The 13,990-nt window shown below is 74.6% G+C and carries 14 protein-coding genes; 5 read left to right on the top strand and 9 right to left on the bottom strand.

Annotation, left to right across the window (positions count from 1 at the left end; translation table 11 throughout):
• Positions 1-32: 32 nt before the first annotated feature.
• The 3 genes from AC0GKK_RS12680 (at position 33) to AC0GKK_RS12670 (ending at position 2,550) form a co-directional block, all read left to right on the top strand.
• Positions 33-1,049, top strand: a complete 1,017-nt coding sequence (locus AC0GKK_RS12680) for a UDP-N-acetylmuramate dehydrogenase (protein WP_489884018.1) — start codon at positions 33-35, stop codon at positions 1,047-1,049.
• A 132-nt stretch (positions 1,050-1,181) separates the two neighbouring features.
• Complete coding sequence (locus tag AC0GKK_RS12675) at positions 1,182-2,354, top strand: L,D-transpeptidase (protein ID WP_489883923.1); 1,173 nt, start codon at positions 1,182-1,184, stop codon at positions 2,352-2,354.
• A 16-nt stretch (positions 2,355-2,370) separates the two neighbouring features.
• Positions 2,371-2,550, top strand: coding sequence for a hypothetical protein (locus tag AC0GKK_RS12670; RefSeq protein WP_308817889.1), 180 nt, complete (start codon positions 2,371-2,373; stop codon positions 2,548-2,550).
• On the opposite strand, the gene AC0GKK_RS12665 is transcribed toward AC0GKK_RS12670, so the two are convergent.
• Together AC0GKK_RS12665 and AC0GKK_RS12660 are read right to left on the bottom strand one after the other, a co-directional pair.
• Positions 2,547-3,284 carry an SDR family NAD(P)-dependent oxidoreductase gene (locus tag AC0GKK_RS12665; RefSeq protein ID WP_308817890.1) on the bottom strand — a complete coding sequence of 246 codons (738 nt, stop codon included), beginning with the start codon at positions 3,282-3,284 and terminating at the stop codon, positions 2,547-2,549. The genes AC0GKK_RS12670 and AC0GKK_RS12665 overlap by 4 nt on opposite strands.
• Before the next feature lie 17 nt (positions 3,285-3,301).
• Positions 3,302-3,610 carry a DUF2530 domain-containing protein gene (locus AC0GKK_RS12660; RefSeq protein ID WP_100879442.1) on the bottom strand — a complete coding sequence of 103 codons (309 nt, stop codon included), beginning with the start codon at positions 3,608-3,610 and terminating at the stop codon, positions 3,302-3,304.
• A gap of 65 nt (positions 3,611-3,675) precedes the next feature.
• Here AC0GKK_RS12660 and AC0GKK_RS12655 point away from each other — a divergent pair, with 65 nt between their 5' ends.
• Entirely contained in the window at positions 3,676-5,109 is a 1,434-nt protein-coding gene (locus AC0GKK_RS12655; RefSeq protein ID WP_489883922.1) for an NCS2 family permease, read from the top strand.
• 161 nt (positions 5,110-5,270) lie between these two features.
• Here AC0GKK_RS12655 and AC0GKK_RS12650 read toward each other — a convergent pair whose 3' ends face one another.
• The 7 genes from AC0GKK_RS12650 to AC0GKK_RS12620 all read right to left on the bottom strand — a co-directional run bounded on the left by AC0GKK_RS12650 (position 5,271) and on the right by AC0GKK_RS12620 (position 12,941).
• The gene (locus tag AC0GKK_RS12650; protein WP_489883921.1) at positions 5,271-6,185 is read right to left on the bottom strand and encodes a glycoside hydrolase family 16 protein; all 915 of its coding nucleotides are present in this window, start codon (positions 6,183-6,185) and stop codon (positions 5,271-5,273) included.
• Positions 6,186-6,369: 184 nt separating this feature from the next.
• Positions 6,370-7,890 carry a glycoside hydrolase family 16 protein gene (locus tag AC0GKK_RS12645; RefSeq protein ID WP_489883920.1) on the bottom strand — a complete coding sequence of 507 codons (1,521 nt, stop codon included), beginning with the start codon at positions 7,888-7,890 and terminating at the stop codon, positions 6,370-6,372.
• A 24-nt stretch (positions 7,891-7,914) separates the two neighbouring features.
• Complete coding sequence (locus AC0GKK_RS12640; RefSeq protein ID WP_476653699.1) at positions 7,915-8,481, bottom strand: hypothetical protein; 567 nt, start codon at positions 8,479-8,481, stop codon at positions 7,915-7,917.
• A 4-nt stretch (positions 8,482-8,485) separates the two neighbouring features.
• Entirely contained in the window at positions 8,486-9,625 is a 1,140-nt protein-coding gene (locus tag AC0GKK_RS12635) for a VldE C-terminal domain-containing protein (protein WP_489883919.1), read from the bottom strand.
• A 3-nt stretch (positions 9,626-9,628) separates the two neighbouring features.
• Positions 9,629-10,144 carry a hypothetical protein gene (locus AC0GKK_RS12630; protein WP_357545761.1) on the bottom strand — a complete coding sequence of 172 codons (516 nt, stop codon included), beginning with the start codon at positions 10,142-10,144 and terminating at the stop codon, positions 9,629-9,631.
• Positions 10,141-11,310: a hypothetical protein gene (locus tag AC0GKK_RS12625; protein WP_489883918.1), complete on the bottom strand. Its 1,170-nt coding sequence runs from the start codon at positions 11,308-11,310 to the stop codon at positions 10,141-10,143. Before AC0GKK_RS12625 ends, AC0GKK_RS12630 begins: the two co-directional genes overlap by 4 nt.
• A gap of 143 nt (positions 11,311-11,453) precedes the next feature.
• Positions 11,454-12,941: a glutamate-cysteine ligase family protein gene (locus AC0GKK_RS12620; protein WP_489883917.1), complete on the bottom strand. Its 1,488-nt coding sequence runs from the start codon at positions 12,939-12,941 to the stop codon at positions 11,454-11,456.
• Positions 12,942-13,109: 168 nt separating this feature from the next.
• Between AC0GKK_RS12620 and AC0GKK_RS12615 the strand changes: the two genes are divergently transcribed.
• Entirely contained in the window at positions 13,110-13,919 is an 810-nt protein-coding gene (locus AC0GKK_RS12615; protein WP_482636397.1) for a TrmH family RNA methyltransferase, read from the top strand.
• Positions 13,920-13,990 lie beyond the last annotated feature (71 nt).

Raw genomic sequence — 13,990 nt, 5'->3', positions numbered from 1 at the left:
TGAGTTCCCCCGCTCCGACAACGGTCGACCCGATGCTCAGTGCGCACACCACACTGCGCCTCGGCGGACCGGCCTCCCGCATCGTGCGCGCCGAGGGCGCGGCCGAGGTGGTCGACGCCGTCGCCGCGGCCGACCGGGCCGGGGAACGGGTGCTGCTGGTGGGCGGCGGGTCGAACCTCGTCGTCGCCGACGCCGGGTTCGACGGCACCGCCGTGCTGCTGGCGGGGCGCGGGATCGGCCACGAGCGCGACGGCGACCGGGTGCTGCTGACCGTCGAGGCCGGTGAGGACTGGGACGACGTCGTCGCCGCGACCGTCGCCGACGGGCTCGGCGGGCTGGAGTGCCTGTCCGGGATCCCCGGGCGGACCGGCGCGACCCCGGTGCAGAACGTGGGTGCCTACGGCGTCGAGGTCGCCGACCTGCTCGTCGACGTCGACCTCTACGACCGGCGCACCGGCACCGTCCGCGCGCACGTGCCCGCCTCCGACCTGGGGCTCGCCTACCGCACCAGCGTCCTCAAGGGCAGCGACGACGCGATCGTCCTGCGGGTGCGCTTCGCGCTGCACGCCGACGGCCGCTCCGCCCCGATCCGCTACGGCGAGCTCGCCCGCACCCTCGGCGTCGACCCGGAGACGCGGACCGACCCGGCCGCCGTCCGCGAGGCGGTGCTCGGGCTGCGTCGCGGCAAGGGCATGGTCCTCGACGCCGAGGACCACGACACCTGGTCGGCCGGCTCGTTCTTCACCAACCCGATCCTGCCCACCGAGCGGGCGCCGCAGGTCGACGGCCTGGCCGCGTGGCCCGCGGGAGAGGGCCGGGTCAAGCTCAGCGCCGCCGGGCTGATCCAGAACGCCGGGTTCGGCCGCGGGCACGCCGGCCCCGGCGGCCGGGTGTCGCTGTCGACGCGGCACGTGCTGGCCCTGACCCACCGCGGCGGCGGGACGACGGCCGACCTGCTGGCCCTGGCCCGTGAGGTGCAGGGCGGCGTCGCCGAGCGGTTCGGCGTCACCCTGCATCCCGAACCGGTGCTGGTGAACTGCGCCGTCTGACACCCTCTGTACATCGACGTCCGGTTCACGTTGCGCCGCACGGGGGAGCACCGTCCTCCTGCCGATCACGTGGACCGGATCCCGGCGTACGGTCGGTGCGCAACGCAGGAGATCGAGTACGCGGGGGAACGGTTGCGACGGGTACTGATCGTCGTGGTGGCGCTGATCGGCGCGCTGGGCGTCGTCGGGGCGGTGGCCCTCGCGGCCCCGCCGCAGGACCCGGCGGTGCCGCAGGCCGCCCCGGCCCCGGCCGGACCACAGGTGAGCTACCAGCCGGCCGCCTCGGCGTCGTCGGCGAACCCGGCGCAGCCGGTCTCGGTCCGCGCGGCGGGCGGCACGCTGGACGGGGTGTCGCTGACCGGCCCGGACGGCGACGCCGTCGACGGCGCGCTGTCCCCGGACCGCACCACCTGGACCAGCAGCGGTGACCTGGACTTCGCGACCACCTACACCTGGCACGGGCGCGCCGTCGCCCCGGACGGCACGGCGACCCCCGTGCAGGGCACCGTCGCGACACTGGAACCCGCCCACACCGTGCGCGGCACCCTGAACATCGGCGACGACCGCACCGTCGGCATCGCGGCGCCGATCGAGATCCAGTTCGACCGGCACGTCGAGGACCGCGCCGCGATCGAGAAGGTCCTCGAGGTCACGACCTCGACGGAGGTCGAGGGCGCATGGGGCTGGCTGCCCGACGAGAACGGCGGCTCGCGCGTGCACTGGCGGCCGAAGGAGTACTGGCCGTCGGGCACGAAGGTCACCGTGGACGCGCCGCTCAAGGGCGTCGACTACGGCGGCGGCAGCTACGGCGCCGAGGACCTGACCACGTCGTTCGCGATCGGCCGCGCCCAGATCGTCAAGGCCGACGCCCGATCGTTCCGGATGATCGTGATCCGCGACGGCAAGCAGATCGCGGACTACCCCGCGTCCTACGGCCTGGCCGACGACCCGAACCGCAACACGCGCTCGGGCATCCACGTCGTCACCGAGAAGTTCACCGACAAGCGGATGGTCTCGCAGCAGTACGGCTACGACGTCGTCGAGAAGTGGGCGGTCCGGATGAGCAACAACGGCGAGTTCATCCACGCCAACCCGGTGTCGGCCGCCGCGCAGGGGGCCGCGAACGTCACCCACGGCTGCGTGAACCTGTCGATCGAGAACGCCAAGGCGTACTACGACACCGTGCTCTACGGCGACCCGGTCGAGGTCACCGGCACCCCGGTGCAGCTCTCCGCCCGCGACGGCGACCTGTGGGACTGGACGCTGTCCTGGGAGAAGTGGAAGGGGTTGTCGGCGCTGTCCTAGCGGGTACCCGCCCGCCATGAGCGTTCCCGACGACCGCGTCGCCAGCCGTGCCACCCCGCTCCCGGAGGAGGAGGGCACCGAACCCGGTGCCGAACAGATCCTGCGCGAGTCCGAGGAACGGATCGCCGGCGCCGCCCGGAGCGAGAGCCCCGGTGACGACGCCGACCAGAACCGCCGGTCGGAGGAGACCCTCTAGCGCCGGTGCCGCCGCGTGCCCGACGCCTGGTCGCGCGGCTTGAGCACGATCTGGTCCAGGTTGACGTGCGACGGCCGGGTCGCGGCGAAGACGATCGTGTCGGCGACGTCGTCGGCGGTCAGCGGGGTCAGGCCCTCGTAGACCTTCGCCGCCTTCTCGGCGTCGCCCAGCCGCACCTCGGAGAACTCGGTCTCCACCATGCCGGGGCAGATCTCGGTGATCCGGATCGGCTCGCCGAGCAGCTCCCCGCGCAGGGTGCGGTGCAGCATCGCCTGGGCGTGCTTGGCACCGGTGTAGCCGGCGCCGTTGTCGTAGAAGTCCAGCGCGGCGATCGAGGTCACCGTGACGATGTGCCCGTCGCCCGACGCCCGCAGCTTCGGCAGGAACGCCTGCGTCAGACGCAGCGTGCCGGCGACGTTGGTCTCCCACATCCAGCGCCAGTCGTCCTCGTCGGCATCGGCGACGGGCTCCAGCCCCTTCGCGCCGCCGGCGTTGTTGATCAGCAGCTTCGCCTCGGGCACGGCGTCGGCGAACGCGCGGACGGACTCCCGGTCGGTGACGTCGAGGGGCAGCGCCGTGCCGTCGATCTCCTTCGCGATCTCCTCGCAGCGCTCCACCCGGCGGGCCCCCAGCACGACGTGGAAGCCGGCGGCGCCGAGCGCACGGGCGGTGGCGGCGCCGATCCCGGAGGAGGCCCCGGTGACGACGGCGGTCGGACGGTCGTTCGCGGTCATGCCGCCGAGCCTATGACCTACCTCGGCTCGACGCCGCGCTGCGCCGACCGGTCCCCGCGCCGGGCCGCGGCCCGCTGCGCCGAGAACACCGCGGCGCCGAACAGGCCCACCCCGACCCCGGCGATGCAGGTCCAGAACCAGGCGCCGGCGCCGCTCGCGGGATCGAACCCGGATCCGGTGACCATCACGAACGCGGCGGCGACGCCCGCACCGACCGCCCACAGCAGCATCCCGCCGAGGATCACCGGCGGGGACTCGTAGAAGCGCGCCGGCAACGGCGGCGGGGGCGGGGGGTCGCTCGCGCGCTCGCTGTCGTGGGCCGTCACGGGGCCGTAGCCTAAACGGTGCACGTACGGAACCCGCAGCGTTGCACCGCGTCTAGGGTGTCGCCGTGATCGAGCGCCTGTTCCGCGTGTCCGAGCGCGGCTCCACCGTCTCCCGCGAGCTGCGCGGGGGTCTCGTCACGTTCATGGCGATGGCCTACATCATCGTCCTGAACCCGCTGATCCTCGGCAGCGTCACGCCGGGCGACCCGTCGGCCAAGGCCGACGCGCTGGGCGGGATCCTCCCGGTCGCGCAGGTCGCCGCGGTGACAGCCCTGGTCGCGGGCGTGATGACCATCATCTTCGGCGTCGTCGCGAACTACCCGTTCGCGATCGCCACCGGCCTGGGGATCAACACCCTGCTGGCGGTGACCATCGCGCCGCTGATGACCTGGCCCGAGGCGATGGGCCTGGTCGTCATCAACGGCGTCATCATCGTGATCCTCGCCCTGACCGGCTTCCGGACGGCGGTGTTCAACGCCGTCCCCACCGAGCTCAAGACGGCGATCGCGGTCGGCATCGGCGCGTTCATCGCGCTGATCGGCCTGGTCGACTCCGGCTTCGTGCGCCGGCTGCCCGACGCGGCCAACACCACGGTCCCGGTCGGGCTGGGCACCGGCGGCTCCATCGCCTCCTGGCCGACGTTCGTCTTCGTCGTCGGACTGATCATCGTCGGGGTGCTCGTCGCCCGCGGTGTCCGTGCGGGCATCCTCATCGGCGTCGTGGTGAACACGATCATCGCGATCGTCGTCGAGGCGATCGTCCGGGTCGGCCCGGGCGGCCCGGCCAACCCCGGCGGCTGGTCGCTGGCCGTGCCCGCCATCCCGGACCGGATCGTCGGGCTGCCGGACCTGTCGCTGGTCGGGCAGGTCTCGCTCGGGGCGTTCACCCGGCTCGACATCATCACCGTCGTCCTGCTGATCTTCACCCTGGTGCTGGCGAACTTCTTCGACGCGATGGGCACGCTCACCGGTCTCGGCCGCCAGGCGGGCCTGACCGACTCCGACGACAAGCTCCCGGACGTCGGGAAGGCGCTGGTCGTCGAGGGCGCGGGCGCGGTCGCCGGTGGTGTGGGGTCGGCGTCGTCGAACACGATCTTCGTGGAGTCCGCGGCCGGCATCGCCGAGGGCGCACGGACCGGTCTGGCCAACGTGCTGACCGGTGTCCTGTTCCTGCTGGCGATGTTCTTCACGCCGCTGTACGCGATCGTCCCGGTGGAGGCCGCCGCCCCGGCGCTGGTGGTCGTCGGCGCGCTGATGTTCCGCCAGATCACCTCGGTCTCGCTCGACGACCTGCGCACCGCGATCCCGGTGTTCCTGACGATCACGGTCATGCCGTTCACCTACTCGATCGCGAACGGCATCGGCGCCGGTTTCATCAGCTACGTCGCGCTCGCCGCGGCCACCGGTCGCGCGCGCCAGGTCCACCCGTTGATGTGGGTCGTGGCGGTGCTGTTCGTGGGGTACTTCGGCGTGGGACCGTTGCGGGAGCTGCTCGGCTGAGAACCCGCCCCTTGCGCCCACGACGAAGGTTAGGCTAACCTCAATCTCGTCGCTTCGTGGTGGGAGCGGCGCGTCAGTTCGGGACAGGAGAAGGCCCCGGACCCCACAGGGTCCGGGGCCTCCTTCTTTCCCCAGTCACACCCGACCCGCCGCCGAGCGGGTCAGGGCGCGTAGATGCGGACCCAGTCGACCTGGAAGTCGAGCGAGTCCGGCGTGGTCGCGTCCGGAGCGGGGATCCAGTCGTCGCCGTAGGGACCGATGTCCTGCTGCATCGCCAGGTGCATCGACCGCGGCGGGATCTGCTCCGGATCGGTGGTGCGGAAGACCTCGGCGCCGTCGATGTAGAACACGACCCGGTCGGGCAGCCACTCGACGGCGTAGGTGTGCCACTGCGTGAAGTCGCCGCGGACGGTCTTGCCGACCTGGCTGTTGTCCTCGCCGTAGTGGACGATCGTGTGCGTCTCGTCGCGCTGCGGCTTCGGGATCTCCAAGAAGTTGAGCTCGCCGCCCTCGGGCCAGTCCTCGGCGTCCGGCCAGAGCAGTGCCACGTCGCCGTAGCCGACGGCGGGGTTGGTCTTCGCCCGGATCTCCCAGCGGCCGTACTGCTGGCCGCCGCGCCAGGCCAGACCGGCGGACGTGCGCCCCCGGCTGGTCAGGACGAGCTCACCGTTGCGCACGGAGATGTTCTCCGCGAGGTGCCGACCGTTGCCGCCGGTGGTCTCCCCGGTGTACGGGCTCCAGCGCGTGCGGTCGAGCGTGGCGCCGTCGAACTCGTCGTGGTCGGTGAGACGCCAGCCGTTGCGCACCGCCGCCTCGGTGTCCGAGCGCGACGCGGGGTCGAGCTCGCCGACCTCGGTCGGGCGTTCCTGGTCGTGCATCCCGCCCGGCGGCGTCGCCGGGGCCGACGGTGCGGGTGTCGGGGTCGAGGAGCCGGTGAGCAGCGACGGGTCGGTGGCGACGGTGACGACACCGGCCAGCACGGCCAGACCCGCCACGATGCCGACGACGGCGGGCCAGCGGCGTCGCGACGGTGCCTCGGGGTCGTGCTCGGGCTCCTGCTCCGTCTGTTCCGGCACGACCCCCTCCTCACTCGTCGACGGCGGGTCGGCGGCAGCCTAGGAGGGGACGGCTGTGGGGGAGCTGAGAAGTCCGGGCCACCTCCCGCGGCGGGGCCGGTCGGGGCTCCATGATCGACGGTTGTGGAGCGCAGGGTGCGCTTCGCGTACCTCCGTACTCCACAACCGGTGATCATGGCCGGGCTCAGCCGGTCGAGCCCGTGGTCCCCCCGCTGCCGGTGGCGCTGCCGCCGTCCGCCGCTCCGCCGTTCGCTCCGCCGGCTGCGCCCCCGTCGAGGGTGTACTGGCGGACCCAGTCGACCTGCATCTGCGTCTCCTTCCCCGACCCGCCCTTGGGGAACCAGTCGAGCTGGATGCAGAGGTGCATCGGCCCCGGCGGCTGCACCTTCTGCTCGGTGGTCTCGAACCACTTCTCGCCGTCGACGTAGGCGGTGATCCGGTCCGGCGTCCACTCCAGGGCCCAGTTGTGCCACTGCGTCGCGTCGATCTCGACCGAGCCCTCGACCTGGGAGTTGTCCGCGCCGTAGTGGAAGAACGCGTTGGTCTTCTGCCGCTCGGGGTCCATCATCTCCATGAAGTCGAGCTCGCCGCCCTCGGGCCAGTTCTCCGCGGTGGGCCAGAGCAGCAGCAGGGCGTTGTACGACGGGTCCCCGACCGGCGCGCGCACCCGCCCCTCCCAGCGTCCGTACTGCTGGGAGCCCTCCTTCCACGCCATGCCCGCGGTGTTGCCCTGGCTGTCGCCGGTGATCGTCAGGACGCCGTCGGCCACCGCGGCCGCGTCCGGGGTGCGACGGCCGTTGCCCGCGTGCCCGGCGCCGTCGTAGATGCTCCAGCCCTCGGTGCCGTTGTCGAACTCGTCGGCGCGGACCGGCCGGCCCCAGCCGAGCTTCGCCGCCGCGGTGGTGCCCTCGGCCGCCGTCGCACCGCCGGTGGTCGCACCGCCCGCCTCCGGGGTGCTCCCGGTGGCGGGCGCGGGATCGGCCGCGCCACCCGAGCCGGTGGGGCAGGGGGCGGGGGTGGTCCGGCCGCCGGTGCCACCGGTGAGGAGGCCCGCGGCGGCGTCGTCGCTGGTGCCGTAGGCGGTGGCACCGGACTCGTCGGGGGCGCCGGAGGCGGTGCCGCCGCTGCCCGAGTCGCCGCTGCCCGAGCTGCCGCTGCCCGAGCCGCTGCCCGCGTCGCTGTCGCCGGGGCCGTTGTCGTCCGAACCGGAGCCTCCGGAGCCGCTGTCCCCGGAGCCGCTGTCGTCCGATCCGCTGCCGCTCCCGGAGTCGTCCGACCCGCCGGCCCGGCGCCGGTCGTCGGAGTCGTCCGACCCGTCGGAGCCGCCGGCCCCGCCGTCGCCACCGTCCTCCGGCCCGCCGGACGGGTCGCCGCCGGCCCCGGCGGACCCGGCGGTGGACCCGTCGGCACCGGACCCGCGCTCGCGATCCCCGCCGCCCGAGCTGTCGGAGCCCGACCCGGAGCCGGAGCCCGACCCGGCCCCGGAGGACCCGCCCGACCCGACGCACACCTCGCCGTCGGCCCCCAGCTCCAGGTCCGGACGCGGCGCACCGGCGGCGTCCTGCCCGGAGCTCACCGACGGCGTCGCGGACCCCCCGGGTTCCACCCCCACCAGCTCCCCGGCAGGGCCCAGCGCCAGCAGGACGACCGTGACCCCCTTGGCCAGCAGGGACTTGAGCAGCTGCTCGAGCTCGTCGGCGGTCATCGCCCACTCCAAGGTTCGGTCACGTCAGTCGTCCACGTCGGGGGTGTCGGTGGTGATGGGGGTGTCGGCGGTGACCAGCCAGTGGCCCGCCGCGTCGAGCGCCATGACCACGCGGGTACGCCAGCGCCGGACCTCGGGGGCCGCGCCGGGGCCGGCCGTCGTCGTGCGGACGGTCGCGACGAGCGCGGTGCGCCCGCGGGCCCAGTCGGTGGCGCCCTCGTCGAGGTCCTCGACCTCGGCGGTCCGTCCCGTGCCGGGCGGCGGCGGGTCGAGGACGGGCGCTCCGGCCGCGGCCGGGCTGCCGGGCAGTGCGTACGGGGTGCCGTCGAGGGTGGTGCCCGCGGCCGCGCCGGCCCGGGTGCCGTGCGCGGCGACGAGGTAGGCGCGTGCCACCGCCCCGGGCGACGACGGCCGCGTCGCCGGCACGGGTGGCTCCGCTCCGCGGACGGGACCGGGATCACCGAGGGCGTCCCGGTCGGCCGAGGTCAGCACGGCCTGCGACGGCGGTCCGGGCAGCAGCGCGGGCACCAGCAGGGCCAGGGGAACCGCGAGGACCGCGGCGAGCACGAGCAGCGGCAGGGAACGTCGCACGGGGTCACTCCGCGAAGCTGATGTGGATGTGGTCGTAGTGGCCGCCGGTCGCGTCGGCGGTGTCGTAGACCCCGCCGCCGGTGTAGCGGCGGCCCCAGCCGGAGCCGTCGGCGCGCACCGAGGGGTCCCAGTAGCGGCCCTGCCAGATCAGGTACTCGACCTTCAGCGGGGCCGCGTTGCGTTCCAGCCAGCGCGCGATCGCCCAGCCCTCGTCGAGGTCGGCGCCCTTCGCGAACGCCCCCGCCTTCCCGGTGAACACGTCGCAGGCCCTGCCCTTCGGATGGTCCGACCGCGGGTTCTGCAGGTGCTCGTCCCAGCAGCCGACCGTCTCGATGGTCGGGCCGAAGACCGCCCGGACCGCATCGAGTCCGTGCTTCGTCGCGCCGGTCAGGCAGCCGTCGGAGCGCACCGGATCGGGTTCGTGGCAGCCCGTCGCGCCGCCGGTCCAGGCGGGTGCCGGTGCCGACGCGGCGTCCTTCGCGGCCGGTGCCTTCGCCGGGGCGGCTTTCTGCGGCGGTGGCGGGGACGACTCGCGGTCGTCGACGGCCGTCGTACCGGAGTAGTCCGCGACGAAGCCGTGCACCGCGTCGAGGTAGCGCCGGATCGCCGACGCGCACGCCTGCGAGCAGCCCGCCTCCCCGCCCGCCGGGACCCCCGACGCCGAGCCGGTGACCCGGCTGCAGCCCGCGATGTGGCAGACCAGCATCGCGTCGAGCACCGGCACGTCCTTCGGGGTCGTCGCCAGGTACCCGGCGGCGGCGCGCAGCGTCGAGCAGAGCCACGGCACGACGACGCGCAGGTGCCCCTCCGGCTCGGTGAGCGCCGCGGCCGGCCAGGGTGCGCCGCCGGCCGCGACCCAGGTCCGTTCCGAGACCTGCAGCAGCCCGGCGGCGGTGCCGGTGCGCAGCTCCGGATCCCATCCCGACTCCGCCTGCACCTGGGCGACCACCCAGGCCGGTGGCAGCTCCGGGCAGCCCTGCGAGGTCAGGTCCGTGACCAGGTCGAGGTACGGCCGCGCCGCCTCCGGCACGTGAGCCGCGTCGACGCCCGAGGTGACCGGTTCCGCGGCCGGTGCGGCCAGGACCTGCCCCGCCGCCCCCAGCAGGAGTGCGACGACGACCGGCACGATCAGCAGCGCTCGCACGGCTCACCGGACCGGCCCGGTCGGGACCGCCAGCACCCCGCGCAGGGGTCGCAGCCCACCGACGCCGGCCGGGGTGAGCGGCCGGTCGAGCCGGCCGGACGTCGTCAGCGCGGTGACGATCCGGCCGATCGCGTCGGCGTAGCGGCGGACCGCGGCCGAGGGCCCGGGACGGGTGAGCACCCCGGCCGCGTCCGACCACGGGTCGGCCGAGCGGGCCCAGCCCGGCACCGCGGGCAGCGCGACGACGGCCGCCCAGCCGGGACCTGCGGCGTCGGCGTCGATGCCGTCGGGGTCGGCGGTGCCGGGGTGCAGGACCAGGACCGGCGCGCCCGGCCCGGGTGCCGGGGCGACGAGGGCGGCGGCGGCCAGCCCGGCCACGGTGTCCCGGGTGACGACGACGTCGGGCAGCAGGTCCGGCCCGCACACCCGCCCCAGGTCACGGCCGTGCAGGGCCCGGGCGACGGTCGTCGTCCCGACCCCGCCGGCCAGACCTCCGACGACCGGGATCCGCCCGCTCACCGCGCACCGCCCCGGGCGAGGTCGACCGGCGACGGGCGCCGGGCCGGCTCCGCCTCGGGCCCCGCGTCGACGACGAGCCCGTCGCCGGTGAGGACCACGCCCACCTCCAGCCGGACCCATCGCGCGGCCAGCCCGCGCCAGCCGCGCGCGGCCGGGGCCGGGGCACCGGCGGGTGCCCCGATCGGGTCGTCGGGTTCGGGTTCCGGCGCGGCCGCCCCGCGGGCGTCGACGCGGCGGTAGGGCACGACCCGCACCCGGACGTCGACGACGGCGCGGTCGCCGTCGGTGCTGACGCGGCCCGGCAGCACGAGGTCGGCCCGCTGGCGTCCGGTCCCGGTCCAGCCGAGCAGCCCGTCGGCCGCGGTCGTGGGCAGGTAGGCGGCGAGGACGCGGCCGCGGCGGGCGACGTCGTCCTCGTCCCAGGACAGCAGGTCCGCGGCGAAGGCCCCGGCCAGTGCGGACGCCTCGGCGGGGTCGACGATCGGCGAGGGGGTCCCGACCGGCGCTCCGGACGAGCGGGCGGCCGGACCGTGATCGGACAGAGCCGGGCCGGACGGCGCCTGTGTGGTGGGCGCCGATCCGGAGGACGCCGGGCCGAAGGGCACAGCGGGTGTCGCCCGTCCGGACGGCGCTGCGGAGCCGGGCGGGTCCGGGGCAGCGGGTGCCGGACCGGACGCAGCGGCCGCGGTGTCGGACACGGACGGCGGCACACCGGTATCGGCGCCGCCGTGGGTGCCGTCGGCCCGCGTCGTCGCGGCAGGCGCCCACGCCGCCCAGGCCGCGGCGACCTCGTCGGAGACGGGGGCGGTGGCGGTGGCGGGGGCCGGGTCGGCGGCAGGGGGCGGCCCGGCCGGCGGCACCGGCGGGAAGCCGAAGGGATCGGTGACCGGCTCCGGCTCCGCGACCGGTTCCTGTGGCGGCCGCCGCGGCGTCCAGACCGCCGGCCGCGCCGCCGCGGTCGCGGGGCCCTCCGCCACCGGAGCCGCGGGCGTCCCACGGGTCGACGGAGCCGGGGCGGCCTCCCGGGCCCGGGGCGCGGCGGGCCGCGGAGCCGGGTCGGGCGCCGGGTCGTCGAGCCAGGGGTCGGGGCCGTCGTCGAGGGGGCGCTCGTCGCGGGCGGTGCGGCCGAACAGCCGGAACGGGGACATCGTCGTCGCCCGGGTCATCGACGCCGGTCGGGGTGGTGCTGGATGGACATGTCCCTCCGTCCCGTACGCGCACCCGGGCGGGTGTGCGGAGAGAGACGGTAGGAACGTGCGGGCGGTGGGCGGGCCCGGTCGCGGAGAATGCTTCGCGATGGCGAAGCCGATCAGCCGGGGATCTCCCAGGTGTGGACGGGCTGGTTGGCGGTCGAGTGCGCCAGGTAGCGCTCGAGCATGCCGCGCAGCGCGCTCATCCGGTCCGCGCCCCGCGCCTCCAGCGCGGCGACGGTGTCGATCTGCCACGACGACCCGGTCTGACGCGTGACGCAGCGCCGCTCCAGCACCGTCAGGTACCGGTCGCAGACCGCGCCGGAGACGCCCCAGCGGGCGAGACCCTCGTGGGCCAGGGGGAGCAGCTTGCGCAGGGCGAGCTCGTCGGGGAGCACCCAGCCGGTGCCGGGCCAGTACAGGGGAGCGTGCATGCCGTGCTTGGCCGCCGTCTGGAAGTTCTCCCGCGCCGCCTCGAACGACACCGCCCGCCACAGCTGCTGGTCGGCCTCGACCAGGGTGCGCAGCAGGCCGTAGAAGAACAGCGCGTTGGCGACCATGTCGACGGTCGTCGGTCCCGCGGGGAGCACCCGGTTCTCGAGCCGGACGTGCGGGGTGTCGCCCGTACTGTCGTAGATCGGCCGGTTCCAGCGCCAGATCGTGCCGTTGTGCAGGGTCAGCTCGGGCAGGTCCGGGAAGCCCTTGTCGCGCATCTGCGTCGCCGGGTCCACATCGGACGTCAGCGGCATCAGCGCCGGGAAGTAGCGGGCGTTCTCGGAGAACAGGTCCAGCACCGAGTCGATCCAGCGCTCACCGAACCACACCCGCGGCCGTACCCCCTGGTTGTGGAACTCGGGGGTCCGGACGTCGCAGGACTGCTCGAACAGCGGGATCCGGGTCTCCGACCACAGCTGTGACCCGAGCAGGAACGGCGAGTTCGACCCGAGCCCCAGCTGGACACCGGCCAGGCACTGCGCGGCGTTCCAGTAGCGCCCGAAGTTGGCGGGGGACACCTGCAGGTGCAGCTGCATCGACGTGCAGGCCGCCTCGGGAATGATCGTGTCGAAGTCGGCGTTGACCCGCTCCTCCGGCGAGCAGCCGGCGATGTCGATCCGGATCGGCTCGCCCCGGGCGTTGAGCATCTGGTCGTTGAGCGCCTCGTAGCGGTCCTCGGGGGAGATCGCCTCGGCGGTCATGTGTGCCGGGTCCAGCGTCGGCAGGATCCCGATCATGACGAGCTGGGTGCGCAGGTCACCGGCCTTCGCCCCGGCGCCCGCGAGCAGGTCGAGCAGCTCGTGCTCCAGCTGGCGCCACTGGTCGCCGGGCAGCGGCCGGGGCGGCAGGTTCAGCTCGAGGTTCCAGCGGCCGAGCTCGGTCTGCCACTCGCCCGAGTTGATCGTGTCCAGCACGTCGCTCCCGTTGAGCGACGGCGCCAGCTCCGTATCCACCAGGTTGAACTCGATCTCGACGCCGGTCATCGGCTCCGTGTCGGAGAACGGGTAGCTGCTGAGCAGGTCACCGAGAGTGTCCAGACAGCGCTGCACCTTGATCCGGTACCGCTGGCGGTCGCGCCGGCTGAACGTCGTCCGGTCGACCACCTGACCCATGCGCGAACCGACCTCCATCGAACGGGGAGCGCCTTCTCACTCACACGGCGGAGGACCGTTGTCGGAGGAGGCGGCACTACACCGTGTCATATCGCCGGACCGGGCGGTACCGGCTGACCGGGCGACCAGGCGCGGCGAACGGTCCGTGACGTGGGACGATCGGGCGTCGTGGCCATACTCACCACGGTCGAGCACTCCGACGACCCCCGAATCGACGACTACCGCGACCTCACGACCGCCGATCGGCGCCCCGATCGGCCCGGTGGGCGTGGGCTGGTGATCGCGGAGGGTGTCGTCGTCGTGCGCCGGCTGCTCGACTCGCCGTATCCGGTGCGCTCCCTGCTGGGGGTCCCGCGTCGCCTCGACGAGCTCTCCGACGATCTCGCCGGCGTCGACGTCCCGGTCTACGCGACCGACGCCGACACCATGGCCCGGGCGGTCGGGTTCCACCTGAACCGGGGGGTGCTCGCCGTCGCCGACCGGGCTCCCGCGCCGTCCCTCGACGACGTCCTGGCCCGCGCCCGCACGCTGGCCGTCTGCGAGGGGGTGGGGGACCACGAGAACCTGGGGTCGTTGTTCCGCAACGCCGCCGCCCTCGGCGTCGACGCGATCCTGCTCGGCCCCGGCTGCTCGGACCCGCTGTACCGGCGCAGCGTCCGCGTCTCGATGGGGCACGTGCTCAGGGTCCCGTTCACGACCCTCGACGGCGCGTGGCCCGCCTCGGTGGACCGGCTGCGGGAGGCGGGGTTCACCGTCGCCGCCCTCACTCCCTCCGCCGACGCCGAGCCCCTCGCCTCGGCGGGCCTGTGCGGCCGGAAGGTCGCCCTGCTGCTGGGTGCGGAGGGTCCCGGTCTCACCGACGAGGCACTGGCCGCCGCCGACCGCCGGGTCCGGATCCCGATGGCGAGCGGCGTGGACTCGCTCAACGTCGCAACGGCCGCCGCCGTCGCCTTCCACGCCGTCACCGGCGGGGGCTGACCGCGGGCGGTGCGGTCCCACACCGGACCCGTGCTCCCACACGGGACCGGATCCGGTGCGGGAGGACGGAA

The organism is Pseudonocardia sp. P-1 (assembly GCF_058111925.1).
Note: the sequence above shows the minus strand (reverse complement) of the source record. Positions and strands in the feature narration are given on the sequence as shown.

What these genes read in the sequence shown, in the direction of transcription:
- AC0GKK_RS12665 (WP_308817890.1), bottom strand. Translation starts at nt 3,284, where the DNA reads ATGACCGCGAACGACCGTCCGACCGCCGTCGTCACCGGGGCCTCCTCC.
- AC0GKK_RS12645 (WP_489883920.1), bottom strand. Translation starts at nt 7,890, where the DNA reads ATGACCGCCGACGAGCTCGAGCAGCTGCTCAAGTCCCTGCTGGCCAAG.
- AC0GKK_RS12680 (WP_489884018.1), top strand. Translation starts at nt 33, where the DNA reads ATGCTCAGTGCGCACACCACACTGCGCCTCGGCGGACCGGCCTCCCGC.
- AC0GKK_RS12625 (WP_489883918.1), bottom strand. Translation starts at nt 11,310, where the DNA reads ATGACCCGGGCGACGACGATGTCCCCGTTCCGGCTGTTCGGCCGCACC.
- AC0GKK_RS12670 (WP_308817889.1), top strand. Translation starts at nt 2,371, where the DNA reads ATGAGCGTTCCCGACGACCGCGTCGCCAGCCGTGCCACCCCGCTCCCG.
- AC0GKK_RS12620 (WP_489883917.1), bottom strand. Translation starts at nt 12,941, where the DNA reads ATGGGTCAGGTGGTCGACCGGACGACGTTCAGCCGGCGCGACCGCCAG.